The sequence below is a fragment of the Marinifilum sp. N1E240 genome (genome assembly GCF_009295825.1).
Classification (GTDB): domain Bacteria; phylum Bacteroidota; class Bacteroidia; order Bacteroidales; family Marinifilaceae; genus Marinifilum_A; species Marinifilum_A sediminis.
In genome coordinates this window covers 238,739-255,850 of the sequence record NZ_WHKF01000002.1, presented here as the reverse complement: position 1 = coordinate 255,850, position 17,112 = coordinate 238,739, and the positions used below count along the sequence as shown (strand labels likewise).

Here is a 17,112-nt window from a genome sequence, read left to right as displayed (position 1 = left end):
CGTTTCAAATTGAAACGGTTTTTTTAACTCATATACTTTGGTTTTATTTTGCGTAGTTAATGGCTCTGGTTTCACGAATTACAGTAATCTTAACCTGTCCTGGGTAGGTCATTTCATCCTGAATTTTCTGAGCAATATCTAATGATAGAGTTTCAGCTTCTTTATCAGAAACCTTATCGCTACCAACAATAACTCTTAACTCTCTACCCGCCTGAATAGCGTATGTTTTTAATACCCCTGGGTGAGATAATGCAAGGTTCTCAAGATCTTTCAAACGCTTGATATACGACTCTACAATTTCACGACGAGCACCTGGACGAGCACCTGAAATAGCATCACATGCCTGAATAATAGGTGAAATCATTGAAGTCATCTCAATTTCATCGTGGTGAGCACCAATTGCATTGCAAATGTCTGGCTTCTCTTTATATTTCTCAGCCAATTTCATACCTAAAATTGCGTGTGGCAATTCTGGCTCATCATCTGGCACTTTACCTATATCATGCAGTAAACCTGCGCGTTTTGCACGTTTTGCATTCAATCCTAACTCTGTTGCCATAATAGCACAAAGATTAGCTGTTTCTCTAGAGTGTTGCAGTAAGTTTTGTCCATAAGATGAACGATACTTCATCTTACCAACCATACGAATCAATTCAGGATGCAAACCATGAATACCTAAATCGATAGCAGTACGCTTACCGGTCTCAATAATTTCTTCCTCAATCTGCTTACGTACCTTATTCACTACCTCTTCAATTCTTGCAGGATGAATACGACCATCAGTTACCAATTGGTGAAGTGCCAATCGAGCAATTTCTCTTCGAACCGGATCAAATCCAGAAAGAACAATTGCTTCAGGAGTATCATCAACAATAATCTCAATTCCTGTAGCTGCTTCCAATGCACGAATATTACGACCTTCACGTCCAATAATTCGTCCTTTAATTTCGTCAGATTCGATATGGAAAATGGTAACCGAATTTTCAATTGCTGTTTCTGTTGCAACTCTTTGAATAGTTTTAACAACAACCTTTTTAGCTTCCATATTTGCAGACATTTTAGCCTCTTCCATGATTTCATTCACGTAAGACATAGCCTCAGTCTTTGCAACTTCTTTTAAAGAATCAATCAACTGATTCTTCGCTTCCTCAGCCGACATTCCCGAAATCTCCTGTAGCTGTTCAACTTGTTGTCTTTTTGCTTTTTCAAGCTCTTCAGATTTTTTGTCAACCAAATCAATCTGATGATTCAAATTATCTCGAATTGCATCAACTTCTTTTTTCTTGCGCTGAAAATCATCCATTCTTTGGTTAAGAGTATTCTCTTTTTGCTTGAATTTATTTTCAGCTGCCAACAACTTATTATTCTTGGAGTTGATTTGCTTTTCGTGCTCAGTTTTCAACTGTAAAAACTTCTCCTTAGCTTGAAGAATCTTATCTTTTTTGATCACTTCTGCTTCCGTCTGAGCTTCCTTTACAATCATCTCATTCTTTGTTTTTAATGCTTTCTGCAAAACAAAATAAGAAATGATACCTCCGCCGACAAACGCAATGGATCCTATTATTATCTCTATCATATTACGAATATTAGGTCAATACTAAATTATATATAAAATAACCCGCACCATCACTCAACCTCATTACCAACACAATACATCAATCATCAGAAAATAATTTTCCTTTGATTTAATTGCATCAACAATTACAAGATCAAGAAATAATGCGGGTTATTACTTTACTTATTTAAAGAACGTTTACTCTTTTTCTAAAAATTCACTCAGTTCACGCTCCATCGCTTTCAGTTCATTATAAACCGGGGCAACATCTGCCTTATTTTCCAATTCCAATACCTTAATTACATATTGTAAAGAAGCCATAGCCAGAAAATCCTGAGTATCTTTATCTTTATATCTTTGTTTGTATTGCATCACTTTCTCATCAATCATTTTTGCAGCTTTTCTTATCACCTCTTCTTGACTTCTGTCAATATTAAGAGGATAAGATCTACCCGCAACTCCAACTTTTATCGAAAGTTTCTTATCCATAAACAATTGTTACCTGTTTAAAAGAGCAATACATTTATCAATCTCCCGCACAATTCGGTTAATTTTCAGCTTAGCCTGGTGAGAATCTTCACTATTCCCAGCCAATGATTTTGCAAGCTTTAACGTATCGTAATGATGTTCCAGTTCCTTCTTTTCCCGAGATAAAGTTTCTAATTGCTCCATGAGTTCCAATTTTTCATGAATTAAAGACTCTTTCTCTTCCTTGGATTTTTGATACAACGAAATAAGTTCGCTAATGCGTTTTTTTAAACTTATTACTATTTCGTTTGATTCCTGATCCATCATTCAATTTTTCTTTTACAAAATTAACATTGCTGAGAAGATAATCAAATATATTAGTTCGTATTTTCTCTCTAAACACCGAAAAAAAAGGTTTTTTTTGTAGTTTTGACACACCATTTATGAATAATTACAATTTGCTATGATATCAATTAAAACAAACATAATCACCTTTTTATCTATTCTCTTTCTTTTCTTATCTCCAAGCCTAAAAGCTCAGAAAAAAAATTTCCCTAAAAATCTTTTCAGATCACCTGTTGATTTTACCATGACTTTATCGGGAAACTTTGCAGAATTACGAAATAATCACTTCCATTCGGGTATTGATATTAGAACATTTACAACCGGAAAAAAGGTTTATGCTATTGCTGAAGGATTTGTAAGTAGAATAAAAATATCGGCAGGCGGTTATGGGAAAGCAATTTATATTGATCATCCCAATGGTTATACTTCTGTATATGGACATCTGGACAAATTTAATTCTGAACTGGAAGCCTTTGTAAAAGCGAATCAATATGCTAAAAAATCATTCGAATTTGATTTATCATTAAAGAAAGAACAGTTCCCTGTAAGCAAGGGAAAAATTATTGCCTTATCTGGAAATACAGGATCTTCAGCTGGTCCTCATTTGCATTTCGAAATCAGAGACACAAAATCGGAACATCCGCTTAACCCATTACTTTTTGGCTTTAAAATTAAAGATACCACATCTCCAAAAATCTTTAATATGTACATGTATCCTATGGATTCTGTTAGTCACGTAAATGGAAAAAATACACGTCAAAAATTTCCGGTTACCTTCTACAATAATGCTTATCATTTAAAGGGAGATCCAAAAGTATTTCTATCTGGAAATATTGGTTTTTCTTTACAAACCAACGATTATTTAGACAATACCTGGGGAAAATGTGGAATTTTTAGAATGCAAGTTAAAGTCAATGATTCCTTAATTACAGATTATTCTTTTAATGAATTTTCTTTTAATGAATCGCGATACATAAATTCCCATATGGATTATGAATTGAATGTTCTGGAAAAGAAAAGAGTTCACAAAACTTTCAGAGAAAACAACAATAAACTATCAATCTATTCATTGTTTAAAAATGAGGGGATTTTTCATTTTAATCCCAATGAAAAATATAAAATTGACTTTATTACAAGAGATACAAAAAATAATATTGCTAAACTTAGAGTTTATGCCAAAGGTTCTACCAATGCAAAATCCTTTGAGCAAAAGGCATATACTCAGCAGATGACTTGCAATACCGAAAACAAATTTTCAAATGATAGTATTGAATTAAAATTCCCTGAAAACTCTTTCTATTCCGATCTGAAATTTAATTATTCTCTAAAGAAAGATAGCTCTTTCCTATCCGATATTCATTCTATTCACAAAAACACAACACCAGTCCACAAATATTATACTCTTGCGATAAAAGGAAATAATATTTCAAACAAGATTACAGATAAAATATTTATTGCCTCAATTGACAAGAATGGACAGTTAACTAATACCGGCGGCATATATATAGATGGTTGGGTAAAAACCAAAACCAGAACTTTGGGAGATTTTGCCATTGCTGTAGATACCATTGCACCAACAGTAAAGTCAAAAACCAATTTTAAGCTTAAAAGTTTAGCTGGTCAAAAGCGAATTTCCTTTACAATTAAAGATTCCTTATCAGAAATAAAATCATATAAAGGTACAATTGACGGCAAGTGGGTATTATTTGAATATGATGCAAAGAACGATCATTTGTTTTACACATTTGATAAAAAACGCTTGCTTCCTAAAAGACAGCACCACTTGAAACTATCAGTAACAGATAAAGTTGGCAATACAAAAATTATTGAGAAGGATTTTTTCTGGTAACAAAACAAATCAAAACTGTGCAATTATTTAAGGAACAGTAAGCTTTAAACGACTTTTGTCACATTTATATCTGCTTTTTTTTCCTATTTTTGTCAGAATCGGATTAATAAAATTCAATTAGATTTCACTAAAATATTTAAACATGAAGAAGATTTATGCAATTGCCTCCTTACTAATGGCAATTATCGTCTTTTCGACAACAACTTCACAAGCTTGTACAAATTACCTTGTTACTAGAGGTGCCAGTACAGATGGTTCTAACATGATTACTTATGCTGCCGACTCTCACGTATTGTACGGAGAATTGTACTTCCGTCCTGCTGCAGATTGGTCAGAAGGCACAATGATTGATGTGTATGAATGGGATACTGGTAAGTATTTAGGTAAAATTCCTCAGGTAGCTCACACCTATTCAGTAGTTGGAAACATGAACGAGTTTCAATTGGCTATTGGCGAAACTACCTATGGTGGAAGAAAAGAACTTGGATCACAAGAAGGTGGTATTATCGATTATGGTAGTCTTATATACTTAACTCTTCAAAGAGCAAAAAATGCTCGTGAAGCAATTAAAGTAATGACAGAATTGGTAGAAACTCACGGTTATTATAGTTCTGGAGAATCTTTTTCAATCTCTGATAAGAATGAAATTTGGATTCTAGAAATGATCGGTAAAGGAAACGGTGAAAAAGGTGCTGTTTGGGTAGCAAGAATGATTCCTGACGGATACGTTAGTGGTCACGCTAATCAAGCTAGAATTACTACCTTCCCTCTTGAAGGTAAGAATTCAATTTCTTCAGATAAGATGGATAAAATTTACAATCCTGAGGTAACTAACGTTTATGCTAAGGATGTAATCTCTTTCGCAAAAGAAAAAGGTTTCTACCCTAAAGAAGGTAAGAATAAAGATTTCAGTTTCTCTGATACTTATGCACCAGTTGATTTTGGTGGTGCTAGATTCTGTGAAATTAGAGTATGGTCTTTCTTTAACGATGTAAAAGAAGGAATGGATAAATACTTCGATTACTGTAAAGGAAATGTTAAGCACGATAAAATTGGTTATGCAACTAACAGAATGCCTTTATGGATTAAGCCTGATAATAAAGTGGATGTTCTTGAATTAATGGATCACATGAGAAATCACCTTGAAGGAACAGAACTTGATATGGCTGAAGATATGGGCGCAGGACCTTATGGCAACCCTTATCGTTGGAGACCTTTAACATGGAAAGTTGATGGTGTAACATATTGTAATGAAAGAGCTACTGCTACACAGCAAACAGGTTTTTCATTCGTTGCGCAATCAAGAAGCTGGTTACCTGATGCTGTTGGTGGTATCAATTGGTTTGGTGTAGATGATGCTTCTTCATCAGTATATTTCCCAATGTATTGTGGTAGCACTAGAGTTCCTAAATCATTTGCTGTTGGTAATGGTAAAATGATGGATTTCACTAACAAATCAGCTTTCTGGGTATTTAACCAAGTTACAAACTTTGCTTACACAAGATATAATGCAATTCATCCTGAAATTGCTAAAAAGCAAAAGGCATTAGAAACTAAATATCTATCATTCACTAAAATTATTGATTTAGCTGCTGAGGGAATGTTTAAGAATGATGAAGCTGCTGCGATTGAATTCTTAACTGATTTCTCTTGTAATCAAGGTGATAATCTAACCAATGAGTGGCGAGATTTCTATGGATATCTTTTTGCAAAGTTCATGGATGGTAATATCAAAGAAAAAGATGGCAACCAACAAAATCCTAAAATGAAACAACCTGGTTATAGCAAAAAGTTCTACGAGACTATTGTTAAGAGTACCGGTGATAAACTAAAAGTTAGTGGCGCTGCTCACTAGAAAAATATCAATTCTAAAAAAGGGGCTTCAAAGCTCCTTTTTTTTCGCTTTAAAATTCCTCATTGTGAATTACATTGGTAGCTAAAAGAGCTAACATTACAATGAATCAGAAAAAAGTCACTTAAAAGATTTTCAAGTTAAATATTTTTATTAATTTTGCGGCGAATTCGTGCGTAATCTCTGACATGGAAATAGTTAAATATGTTTACATTGCGTCCGTGAACCTTAATACATTAGAACAATGGATTTAATTAAAATTGCAGAAGAGGCTTTTGCTACAGGTATCGAAATTCCTGAATTTATCTCAGGTGATACTATTAGTGTTTCTTACAAAATTAAAGAGGGAAACAAAGAAAGAACTCAGGTATTTAGAGGTGTTGTGATTCAAGTTAAAGGATCAGGTACAACTAAAACTTTTACCATCAGAAAAATGTCTGGTAACGTTGGTGTAGAAAGAATCATTCCAATCAGCTCTCCATTCATTGAAAAAATTGAAGTAAACAAAAGAGGTCGTGTTAGAAGAGCTAGAATCTACTACCTTCGCGAGCTTACTGGTAAGAAAGCCAGAATCAAAGAAAGAAGATTCTAAGTCTTACAAAAAAATATCAAAGCTCTCCAATTATGGAGAGCTTTTTTTATATCAACAAAAAAGCACCTGTTCAAAACAGATGCTTGCTTCTTTAATGGTATTTACAACTTAAGGATTATACCAATCTGGCATTTCTCCATTATGTATTAATTTCTCTCTATTACTTCCATCGGTATCCATAGCCCATACCGATTTTACTCCTTCTCCATCATTAGCAACATTCATAAAAATAATTTTGCCTCCAGTTTCTGAATATCTTGCCTGCAAATCATTCGTTCCAGCAGTTTTATTCGTTCCGGTCAGATTAGTTAAGTTGGTTCCGTCCACATTAATACTATAAATTTTTGCATCCAACTGTCTCCCGTTATCATCTTCGTACAAACTGTCAAGTGAAAAAATTATCTTACTACCATCGGGCGAAAAATGTGGACTTGATAAAGTTCCCTCTAAATTATCAACCAATAAGAACATATTAGAGCCATCAGGATCCATTAAATAAATTTCATTATCATATGGCATCTCACCTTGAGTTAAAACAGCAATTTTTTCTTGTGTGGAATAATTAAAATGGTCACTCCAATCACATTGCTTAAAATGACGCCCAACAGGAGCGTCAGCAATTTTTGATTCTCCAGTTCCATTATAGTTTATGGAATATAAATCTCCATAATGTCCATAAAGTAATTGATCTCCATCTGGAGACCAAGTATAACCAATACCATCGTTATGATATCCTGCGATGGGCTGACTCGTGACCTGTGTTACATTCTCTCCTTTCGTATCCATTGTATATATCTGATATACTCCTGATTCGTTAGAAGAATAAGCAATACTTTTCTCATTTGGAGATATTCTAGGTTGCACCTCACTTCCACCCTGATTGGTTAAACGAATCAAATGATTTTCCTGTAAATCCCATGAATAAATATCACGACTATCCAAGCTATCTTTTACAAATAAATAACCATTTAAGGGAAAATCTTCTGTCTTAAATTTCCATAATCTACCCTCTGTTTCATCTAAACTCTTATTTCGAGCTACAATTCTCCATTCATAAGAGGTTTCGAATTTCAAATTAGTTACAGTGAATGTTGTATCTAAAATATTAGAAGCGACTTTCGTTCCTACAAAATCATCAGATCCTTCAAATAAGATCACATCAAATCTTAAGGTATCTCCAACTTCAGTTTCTCCATTATTCCAGACCAATTTCACTGTGGTTTGTTCATCCTCCTTTTTATCTTCAGGAGAAGAATAAATAGGTTCATCTGGAGCTTCTGAATCTGGTGGCGCAACCTGCATCACAATATCCATAACTACTTCCTTATTTTCACGAACACTGATATTGATATTTTCCGATGAATAATCTTCTTTTTTAGCTGTGACGGAATAATCTCCAACGGGAACATCACCTATATCAAAATTCCCATCAACATCTGTTGTCTTCGATTCTGTACCAGGGCTTGTTGTAATTGTAACACCCTCAAGCGGCAAACCACCAACTGATGTTTTAACTGTACCACTAATTGAGCCAAATAATTCGGGGTCGACGGTACTCTCATTGCAAGAGGATAAAAAAATTGGCAATGCACAAACCAGCATAAGCCTAAAGAGTGTGTAGAATTTCTTCATATTCCAGTAGCTATTTTAATTTTTCTTAATTTACTGATTATCTCCATGGAAAACAACCAAATATTGAGCAATTAACTTCATATAGTGATAAACTCATTTGTTAATAAATTAAATGCAGTAACAAAACTCCATATATTTATTAGCTTATAATTTCCTTAGGGATTTAGTTGCTAAAATTAGTTTTCTTCTAATATCTTATAAAAACCATTAAATAAATTCTATTTGTTCTTAGTGTTCTAATTAACACATATTAAATGTATCTAATAGTTAACTTAAAATCAACATATAATTCGTTAAAATATTATAAATAGTTTAAAATTTATTTTAATTTCTATAAAATATATTAAAATAAAAAGGGATGTCCTTTCAGACATCCCTAACAATTTAAACCTGTTCTGTATTCACAAACCACTTTTTATTATAATATTTATACCATTTTCAACTTGAGATAATTAATATCTTAAGGCAAAAAATCCAGTATCAATTTGATATCGTTCGTTATCGTTTCCAACGTGTATAATTTCAAAGCTCTTATTATTCCCAATAACTTCTTGTTGCAATGAATTGTTATCGCCATAATAGCGAACGCTAGAGGAAATGTTGGTTGCACTTAACAGATAATCAGAATGTGAATCATTTTTGGATATTACGCCAAACAAATAATTACAAACACCCGCATCACCTTTAAAAATGTTCTCAACACCAACCTGTTGGATAATTGCCGTTTTCCAAAAGGATAAATCTCATTTTGAAAATATAGTATCAAATAATAAATCCAACACTTTTATGGCAAATTGATCGAACTAATTCAAATGTCTAAGAAGTTGGTCTTCTATATTATAATTTTGCCTAATAACTTTACTAGAAAAACAAAAGAACAGAACAAAACAAATGTATTCTCAAATAGAAGACAAGAGTGATTTTGTGATGACTGAATCAGTAAAAAATTCCCGCATAATGCGGGAATTAATTTTCTGATAATTTCTTAAAATCATGGTCCAAATACAACACCTGCATTTCCTTGCTGTGTTACAGCGAAGTTACTTGCACCATTTTGAATAACTTGACCAAAGTGATCGTTACCAATTTGGTGTAGTAATGATGAATTATCATCACCAAACTGATAAGTTAAACCTGTATTGTCATCACCTGTTTGAATAATTGTAGCTACATTTCTTGCACCATCCATTTGTGCAATTACTGCAACGTTGTCATCACCATTCTGCATGATATCAGCCAAACTTTCTTCTTGATCAAATTGGAATACCCAACCTCTATTGTCATCACCTCTTTGCTCAACAAATGCTTCTGATTTCTTGCCACCAAACTGACCTACAAATGAGAAATTGTGTTCCCCTTTTTGGAAAATATCAGCTTTATTTTTCTTACCACCTAACTGGTCGATAATAGCAGTATTTCCATGATCTTTTTGAGTGATCTTTGCTTTATTCTTAGTTCCGTACAATTGCGAAATATATGCAGTTTGACGATCTCCAAATTGTTTAACTGTAGCTTTATCTTTTGTACCAAACTTCTGAGTTACATCAGCAAAGTGCAAATCACCTTTTTGGAATACTTCAACATCACCACCTGATTCAAAAATTTGCTCAACAAAAGCATAATTACGAGTACCTATTTGATTTGTTCTGGATACATTGTGGTCTCCACCAATTTGTACTGTACGTGCACGATTCGCACGACCATTTTGCATGATAAACGCTTCATTATCTACGCCACCTCTTTGGAAAGTTGATGCCATATTCCAAATACCATTTTGGTGAATGTTCGCAACATTACTAAATCCACCAATCTGCATTGTATTAGCTCTATTGAATGCATACAATTGAGAAATAGTTGCATTGTTAAATTGACCACCCAATTGAGTAGCTCTCGCATTATTTCTTAATCCCCATTGATTGATAAATGCAGAATTATTTGCACCTCTTCTTTGGTAAATACTTGCACGATTTGCACGACCATGTTGTATGATGTCAGCAGATGTGAAAATAGGTAAAATCTGAGTAATTGTAGCTGAGTTCCATCTTCCCATTTGGTATACTGATGCAGAACTTAAAGCTCCTAACTGAAGTACATCACTTGAATTGTAACGTCCCATTTGATTTACCATAGCAATATTGTTATGGTTCGCTTGTAATACAGTTGAATAGTTAGCTAATCCCATTTGCATTACCGTTGCATAATTTAAGAAATCATACTGAGTAATAGAGGACATGTTAAAGAAACCCAACTGAGCCGTAGCAGCCATATTCCATGCACCCATTTGTAGAGTACGTGCAATATTATGAAGTCCTGCTTGGCTTACAAAAGCAGAATTAAAAAATCCCAATTGATCAACATATGATACATTTAATACTCCCCATTGAGAAACTGTAGCTGAATTACCAGCTAAAAATTGATTCACATGAGACATATTAAATAAACCATCCTGATCAACCATTGCACTATTCCCAAGTCCAAGTTGTAATACTCTGGAAATGTTATGCAATCCCATCTGATCAACAACAGCTGAATTAAAGAATCCTACCTGATCTACATAAGATACATTCAAAATTCCAGCTTGAGTAACGTTGGCATTATTACCAACAAATAATTGATCGACATACGAAATATTAGCAAATCCCAATTGATCAACGGTTGCTCCATTTGCTAATCCTATTTGGTCAACATCACTCATGTTGAACCATCCCACTTGGGTTACGTTAGCATTATTTGCCCAACCCAATTGGTCTACTGTTGAATAGTTTACCTGAGCAAATGCAGATGATGCTGCAAATACTACGGCAACTATTAGAAATAATAATTTTTTCATGGTTGATTTTTTTTAAGGTTTTAAAGTGAATTGAAATAAAATCTTAATTAAAGTGTAAAAGAGCTCTGAGAAAATTTAATATCGACCTAAAGCCTGTATTAAATCCTTTTATCTAAATTAAGAAAAAACCTTTCCAAATTCACGTATTTTTACATGAACCCTGAATAAGCATTGATTAACCTATATTCTTTTGAAGCTAATTCTTATAGAATCTAAAAAAGAATAAGGAAACTTAAACAAATGATTTGATTGTATTTAATTCACCTATGTAAAAGAACCGCCAAATTGCGGTATTCCAGCAATTTGGCGGTAATTAATATTATAAATCAATCAAATCAATTCATAAATTATGGAGTCATTCCTGCATTATATTGACTTACAACAGCAGAGTTCCCGTTACCAAACTGAGTAACTGTTGAACCATGTCCAAATCCGTTCTGATAAACATCAACGTAATTGTTACTTCCAACTTGTAAAGTAGCTGAGTAGTTGTATGCTCCTAATTGAGTAGTTAATGCAACATTGTTTTCACCATCAGCCTGAACTGACCAAGCAACATTATTGTTACCTGATTGCTGAATTAAAGCATAACTATCATCTGAATCATATTGTCCAATTGCAGCTGCATTATCATCACCAATTTGAATAATACCAGCAAATGTGAATGCATTATCAAATTGCTCAATATAGGCGTCATTACCTTCACCAATTTGTGCAATACCTGCATAAGATCCAAAGTTATCTTCTTGATAAATTTCAGCATCATTAAATTTACCGTCCTGACCAATATAAGCGTTAGTAAATGCACCATCAACTTGAGTTATTGTTGCATCATTCTTCTTACCATACTGCTCAACTTCTGCAGTGTTAAAATCACCACCTAATTGAGTTACCCAAGCATCGTTACCTTTACCTCTTTGGTATACGTCTGCTGTATTCCAGAATCCACCAATTTGATCAATCTCAGCATAGTTATATTTTCCTCTTTGATTCACAAAAGCCCAATTTAATGCACCTTCAAGTTGATAAACAGAAGCAATATTCTCTTTACCTCTTTGTTTCACATCAATAAGGTTACCAAAACCACCTTCTTGAGTAGTAACAGCTAAATTACGCTTTCCTCTTTGTGCAATCATAGTTGTATTCAAATCACCAAAATATTGAGTAGCATAAGCTTCGTTACCTTTACCCATTTGATTAACTGAAATACCATTCAACCATCCACCTAATTGGAAAGTAGAAGCGAAATTATACATTCCTTTTTGGCTAATAAGAGCTAGATTTGATTCTCCACCCCACTGATCTGCATAAGCACCATTCATATATCCGTACTGATCAATCTCTACAGAATTAAAAGCTCCTAGCCATTGATCAACAAATGCATAATTTGATTCACCCATTTGATCTACAAGTGCATAATTAGCAAAAGTACCTTCTTGAAGAATATTAGCGTAATTACCAATACCATACTGGCTAACTACTGCCTCATCGTACATACCACCAAACTGAGTGATTTTTGCCATATTAAACATTCCATATTGGAATACATCCGCAATTTCAGCATAACTAAACCACTGGTCAATATCAGATGTATTAAAGAAACCTCTTTGAGTCACATATGCCTCATTATCTTCCCCAAAAAATTGAGTAATATAAGAAGAGTTCATTCCTAACTGATCAACTACCGCTAGATTATTCCAACCTAATTGAAGAGCTGTAGAGAAATTCGACATTACCTGAGTAGCAAAATATCCATTTCCTTCCCCAATTTGTTCTAATAAGGATACATTAAAGAAACCAAGCTGGTCAACTTCAGCTTCGTTCATATAACCATCCTGGTAAATGTCGTTAATATTAAATACACCAACTTGCGTTACTAAAGAAGAGTTATCAACTCCCATTTGATTCACACTTGATTGGTTAACTTGAGCGAAAGAAACCGCTCCTGTAAGTAAAACTGTCAAAAAGACAAATAAAATCTTTTTCATGGTTTGAATTTTTTGGTTTAAAGTGAATAAATCAGGTTGCCCTGACAATTTGTTTTTACTAATTTAGTGTACTGTGCAATTACGATTTGATGATTTATGTTTTGAATTCAATACCTAATTTAAAGAGATCATTCCGAAATAAAAGGTTAGATTACATTAAACTTTAATTTTAACTGATGAATAAATTAAAGTTCTTGATCAAAATAAGCAAAGCTTATAAATGACTGACTAATATTTAATTATAATTAAACAAAAGGCTTGAAACTGCTTATTTGCTACTCTTACCACTCAAAATCCTCTATAAATTACAGGTATAAAAAAACAGGTCGAATTCGCATTCGACCTGTTCATATCTTGTTAATATTTTATTTAGTAGACGTAGAATCTTTCTTTGATTTTTTCCTTATCTTTTCTTTCCTGTTTTTCTTTTTCTTACTTCTATCCCATAGTTTATCGAAATAGAAATTTATTCCAATTTTCCCTTCCCAAAAGTAATCGTTAAAGTTTCCTTGTTTCAATCCATCAATTTCATCACTAAAAATATAATGATTGAGAATTGAGAAATTCAAACCAAAACGATCGTTCAATAAAAATTCAACTCCTGCACCATACAATGCTTGTGTATGTATCTTATTAGAAAGATCAATAGTATAGGATGATTTATCATGCTGTGAGAATAGACCAACTCCTCCTTCGAGATACGGAGTCCAATCTTTATAAGGTAACAATCTATATTTTGCTGTAAAATCCAAGGAATTATATGTACGTTGAAAGTGTTGTGTAGTTGCCAAATCTCCTCTACTCAAATTAAGAGAATATTGCATAAACGATTGCGAATCGTATAATAAGGATGCTCCTCCCATTACTTCCATCTCAGTATGACTGTAATCTCCCATATAAAGCCAAGCTCCGGTATTAAAACCTAAACCAAATTTACGACGGCGTTTAGTAATTAACTGATCGAAGAAATCGGATTCCTGATTGTCTTCTTTTTCTTCAACGTAATTCGTTATAACATCCGTATTAACATCTTCTGGATTCTTAAGATCCCAGAGACCTTCGATAACACCTTCAATAATTAAAGACTCTACTGCCTTTTCTATAGCCTCCTTAACAGCCATTTCGGAAGGTTCATTATAGGTAAAACCAGTTTCAGCCTCTAATAATCTCTTAAATTTCACGTATCTAAAAATACTTGCATCCAATTTTTGAGAAAGAATCATTTTAGAAGTATAGACCGTTTTTAAAATACGCCCATTACTAGTTGAAATGGCTCTTAAATAAACAGTAACTCTGTCTTGTCTATACTGACCCGATCCACCAGCCGAAAAATACATTAAACCAGCACCACCAGTAATTACATTAGCATCGTAGCTAATAACTCCACCTTCCAGAACAATTCCCGCAAATAACAGCGGTGGAAGTAATTGTTGTTTACTATCCTGACCAGCATAATTTGCACGGCTCGATCTAATAATTTTACGCTCATTTAAAAGATTAGACAACCCTTCACGTTCAATTGGTATGAACCAACCTGATTCTTCTATAGCCTTTAATAAAATAGACGTAGTTCCCTGAGTAACTGCAGTTGACCAGTTAGCACCAGTTTCTGAAGGTTTATATTGACCCGTTTGATCACGAAACTTATAAACAGCCGCAACAATTTTTTCCCGAGGCTCTGGTAATCCAACCAAATTTTTTCTAGCAGGGGTTTCAGCACCAATTTCAGCTCTTTGTTCTGTTATAGGCTGATTAAAATAAGGAACACAACCACTGATTAATATAAGTAGTAAGAGGTATAGTGGTAAAATTTTATTCATGTAGAGAGGCTTAAATTAGTGATATGAGTAATTAATAGCTTGGGATGACGACATTTGTATAATTGCCATTTGTGATATCTTGAATATTGACAGTTACACCACTAGCATCTTCATAAATATCTACCTGATAACTACCCAAATTATAAGTTCCAGTTTCTAAATCGCCTCCTTCTCCGAAAATTTGATTTACCAACTGACTTGATAGTTGATTTAAAATTTGCCTGTTAAGATTGTCTTGAAAATCATCTAACGGATCTGTTTGATACCCATCTTCGGCTGTTGGATCTTCAATTTTATTTTGTTGATTCGCTGAATTGATCAACCAATTGTAATTGTATATGTTACCTCCAAAATTAGAATTAATAGGAGTATATACAAAGTCTTGAGCACATACACTAAAAGGCTTTAGCAGTGCAAAAAGACATATCATTAATATTATTTTATAAAAATTCATTCCTGTAATTTTAAAGATTAAAATATACCTGTTCCCGATTGATCATCTCCATCAAGCTGGGATTTCATTTTTTCATAATTGTTTAAATATCTTAAAGTCATTTGATTCGCATATTTTGACATTTGCTCAAGGATATCATAACGTGGTTGAATTTTCTGTTTAAAAACCTCATTATCATCCACAAAAATTGTAACCTGATTTGCTAATCCAGGCAATACCATTTCCTTTATTTTAATTGTATAATTTTTTGCATTCTTTGGAGCAACCCATGATGAATAGAACATGTCATAAAAATCACGTCCCACCTTGGTTAAAGTTTCATCCATAACCATTCCATCAATTTCAATATTTAAATTTTCGTCGCCTGCTTTATTAACGTTATTCACAGTTTCATTTAAAGTTTTTTTAAGAATATTTAAAGTTCGTAATGAATCATTAACATTCTTTGAATTTTGCGCTTTTACAGACACAAAACTCATTAAAAACATAAGAAGTGTAATTCCTCCGACTAAAAAATATTTTCTCTCCATCACAAACACAATAAAATCAGCAATCAATACTATATAAATATATACTTTCTATTTATAAATTCATAAACTTTTACACCACAATACACTACTCTTAAGATATCTTAACTTTTATTAACCTGTTAAATAAAGTTAAACAGACAAATCTAATTCTTTGATGATTGTACTTTTTTTATCCATTAAAACTTAGGACATCTAATAGCTCTTATCCTTCTTTTCTTTCTGAAGTAATGCGAACCAGAACAGGAAGTTTTTGATTTACCCAGCACAAATGTGAGTGATATTTCATGTGCCCCAGAATTGGTTTTCACAAGTTTTGAAATCACATAATCATATGAATATCCTATTCTTAATCTCTCCGATTGATATCCCAGCAAAATAACTACAGCATCAAAATCAAAAGAAAGATTATGCCTGAACCAACCTCCTACTACCCAATTATTTCGCGCCAAATACAATCCATAATTAATTTGCTCAAAATCCTGTTGTCTTTGATACAGAATATTGGGAGATATGGTCATATCACTATTCATCAATCCTCTCGAATACCCAATAGGTATAGACGCTCCGGAATGAATTGTATACTTCCTGGGTAATTTAGATGTATTATTCTCTGAATCGAAGGCCTCATCGGGCTCCGACATATGATCAGCTACAACCCCAAGATAATAATTCTTGTAGTTAGCTATAAGACCAACTGAAAAATCTAAATAAGATTGAGATAAATTATCTGGCTGAATCTCTCTACCGGGATAAATAACTCCATACAAAGGATCAATCATATCCGAAAAAACAAGAGATTCCCAATCTAGTTTTCTTTGAACATAGCTTACTTTAAATCCAGTATTTACCGATAAATTTCTATTAATATTTAAAGAATAAGAGTAAATACCAGAAGCCATTGTAGTCTTTATTGCACCTTTTCCTTGATTATCCTGAACAATTAGCAAGCCCAAACCTCCACGAATAACATCTACATACTGGTCGTACGATGCAGTGTAAGTAATAAAAGGTCTGTCATTTTGAGGCCATTGGTTGCGGTAAGATAATGTGGCTACCGAAGCAAATTCAGAACCCGCGAGTGCAGGGTTCAAATACAATCGGTTCGCGTAAAACTGTGAAAATTCAATATCCTGTGCTTGCACTATACCTGCAAACATCATTAAAACAATTATATGAATGAGTCTCCATTTTATCATT

Annotated in this window: 13 protein-coding genes; 3 read left to right on the top strand and 10 right to left on the bottom strand. The window is 33.4% G+C overall.

All coding sequences use genetic code 11. The annotated features are described in order from the left end of the window. Window positions 1–43: 43 nt before the first annotated feature. The 3 genes from rny to GCQ56_RS06075 all read right to left on the bottom strand — a co-directional run bounded on the left by rny (window position 44) and on the right by GCQ56_RS06075 (window position 2,350). The gene (rny, locus tag GCQ56_RS06085) at window positions 44–1,576 is read right to left on the bottom strand and encodes a ribonuclease Y (RefSeq protein WP_152733527.1); all 1,533 of its coding nucleotides are present in this window, start codon (window positions 1,574–1,576) and stop codon (window positions 44–46) included. A gap of 177 nt (window positions 1,577–1,753) precedes the next feature. Beyond that, window positions 1,754–2,044 carry a cell division protein ZapA gene (locus GCQ56_RS06080; RefSeq protein WP_152733526.1) on the bottom strand — a complete coding sequence of 97 codons (291 nt, stop codon included), beginning with the start codon at window positions 2,042–2,044 and terminating at the stop codon, window positions 1,754–1,756. 9 nt (window positions 2,045–2,053) lie between these two features. Further along, on the bottom strand, window positions 2,054–2,350 hold the full coding sequence (locus tag GCQ56_RS06075) for a hypothetical protein (RefSeq protein WP_152733525.1): 297 nt from the start codon (window positions 2,348–2,350) through the stop codon (window positions 2,054–2,056). A gap of 136 nt (window positions 2,351–2,486) precedes the next feature. Between GCQ56_RS06075 and GCQ56_RS06070 the strand changes: the two genes are divergently transcribed. The 3 genes from GCQ56_RS06070 (at window position 2,487) to rplS (ending at window position 6,661) form a co-directional block, all read left to right on the top strand. Then, the gene (locus GCQ56_RS06070) at window positions 2,487–4,217 is read left to right on the top strand and encodes a M23 family metallopeptidase (RefSeq protein ID WP_152733524.1); all 1,731 of its coding nucleotides are present in this window, start codon (window positions 2,487–2,489) and stop codon (window positions 4,215–4,217) included. 142 nt (window positions 4,218–4,359) lie between these two features. After that, the gene (locus tag GCQ56_RS06065; RefSeq protein WP_152733523.1) at window positions 4,360–6,072 is read left to right on the top strand and encodes a dipeptidase; all 1,713 of its coding nucleotides are present in this window, start codon (window positions 4,360–4,362) and stop codon (window positions 6,070–6,072) included. Between the two features lie 241 nt (window positions 6,073–6,313). Further along, window positions 6,314–6,661 (top strand): 50S ribosomal protein L19, encoded by a 348-nt coding sequence (rplS, locus tag GCQ56_RS06060; RefSeq protein ID WP_152733522.1) that lies wholly within the window; start codon window positions 6,314–6,316, stop codon window positions 6,659–6,661. Window positions 6,662–6,769: 108 nt separating this feature from the next. Here the strand turns inward: rplS and GCQ56_RS06055 are convergent, their stop codons facing one another. The 7 genes from GCQ56_RS06055 to GCQ56_RS06025 all read right to left on the bottom strand — a co-directional run bounded on the left by GCQ56_RS06055 (window position 6,770) and on the right by GCQ56_RS06025 (window position 17,111). Further along, on the bottom strand, window positions 6,770–8,293 hold the full coding sequence (locus GCQ56_RS06055; RefSeq protein ID WP_152733521.1) for a carboxypeptidase regulatory-like domain-containing protein: 1,524 nt from the start codon (window positions 8,291–8,293) through the stop codon (window positions 6,770–6,772). 991 nt (window positions 8,294–9,284) lie between these two features. Further along, the gene (locus GCQ56_RS06050) at window positions 9,285–11,123 is read right to left on the bottom strand and encodes a hypothetical protein (protein WP_152733520.1); all 1,839 of its coding nucleotides are present in this window, start codon (window positions 11,121–11,123) and stop codon (window positions 9,285–9,287) included. Window positions 11,124–11,470: 347 nt separating this feature from the next. Beyond that, entirely contained in the window at window positions 11,471–13,111 is a 1,641-nt protein-coding gene (locus tag GCQ56_RS06045) for a hypothetical protein (RefSeq protein WP_152733519.1), read from the bottom strand. A gap of 365 nt (window positions 13,112–13,476) precedes the next feature. After that, window positions 13,477–14,931, bottom strand: a complete 1,455-nt coding sequence (locus tag GCQ56_RS06040; protein WP_152733518.1) for a CsgG/HfaB family protein — start codon at window positions 14,929–14,931, stop codon at window positions 13,477–13,479. A 31-nt stretch (window positions 14,932–14,962) separates the two neighbouring features. Next, window positions 14,963–15,361, bottom strand: coding sequence for a curli production assembly/transport component CsgF (locus GCQ56_RS06035; RefSeq protein WP_152733517.1), 399 nt, complete (start codon window positions 15,359–15,361; stop codon window positions 14,963–14,965). A 41-nt stretch (window positions 15,362–15,402) separates the two neighbouring features. Beyond that, complete coding sequence (locus tag GCQ56_RS06030; protein WP_152733516.1) at window positions 15,403–15,942, bottom strand: CsgE family curli-type amyloid fiber assembly protein; 540 nt, start codon at window positions 15,940–15,942, stop codon at window positions 15,403–15,405. Window positions 15,943–16,091: 149 nt separating this feature from the next. Continuing rightward, window positions 16,092–17,111, bottom strand: a complete 1,020-nt coding sequence (locus GCQ56_RS06025) for a type IX secretion system membrane protein PorP/SprF (RefSeq protein ID WP_152733515.1) — start codon at window positions 17,109–17,111, stop codon at window positions 16,092–16,094. Between the last annotated feature and the right edge of the window lies 1 nt (window position 17,112).

What these genes read in the sequence shown, in the direction of transcription:
- GCQ56_RS06055 (WP_152733521.1), bottom strand. Translation starts at nt 8,293, where the DNA reads ATGAAGAAATTCTACACACTCTTTAGGCTTATGCTGGTTTGTGCATTG.
- GCQ56_RS06075 (WP_152733525.1), bottom strand. Translation starts at nt 2,350, where the DNA reads ATGATGGATCAGGAATCAAACGAAATAGTAATAAGTTTAAAAAAACGC.
- rny (WP_152733527.1), bottom strand. Translation starts at nt 1,576, where the DNA reads ATGATAGAGATAATAATAGGATCCATTGCGTTTGTCGGCGGAGGTATC.
- GCQ56_RS06070 (WP_152733524.1), top strand. Translation starts at nt 2,487, where the DNA reads ATGATATCAATTAAAACAAACATAATCACCTTTTTATCTATTCTCTTT.
- GCQ56_RS06040 (WP_152733518.1), bottom strand. Translation starts at nt 14,931, where the DNA reads ATGAATAAAATTTTACCACTATACCTCTTACTACTTATATTAATCAGT.
- GCQ56_RS06035 (WP_152733517.1), bottom strand. Translation starts at nt 15,361, where the DNA reads ATGATATGTCTTTTTGCACTGCTAAAGCCTTTTAGTGTATGTGCTCAA.
- GCQ56_RS06065 (WP_152733523.1), top strand. Translation starts at nt 4,360, where the DNA reads ATGAAGAAGATTTATGCAATTGCCTCCTTACTAATGGCAATTATCGTC.
- GCQ56_RS06045 (WP_152733519.1), bottom strand. Translation starts at nt 13,111, where the DNA reads ATGAAAAAGATTTTATTTGTCTTTTTGACAGTTTTACTTACAGGAGCG.
- rplS (WP_152733522.1), top strand. Translation starts at nt 6,314, where the DNA reads ATGGATTTAATTAAAATTGCAGAAGAGGCTTTTGCTACAGGTATCGAA.
- GCQ56_RS06080 (WP_152733526.1), bottom strand. Translation starts at nt 2,044, where the DNA reads ATGGATAAGAAACTTTCGATAAAAGTTGGAGTTGCGGGTAGATCTTAT.
- GCQ56_RS06025 (WP_152733515.1), bottom strand. Translation starts at nt 17,111, where the DNA reads ATGATAAAATGGAGACTCATTCATATAATTGTTTTAATGATGTTTGCA.
- GCQ56_RS06050 (WP_152733520.1), bottom strand. Translation starts at nt 11,123, where the DNA reads ATGAAAAAATTATTATTTCTAATAGTTGCCGTAGTATTTGCAGCATCA.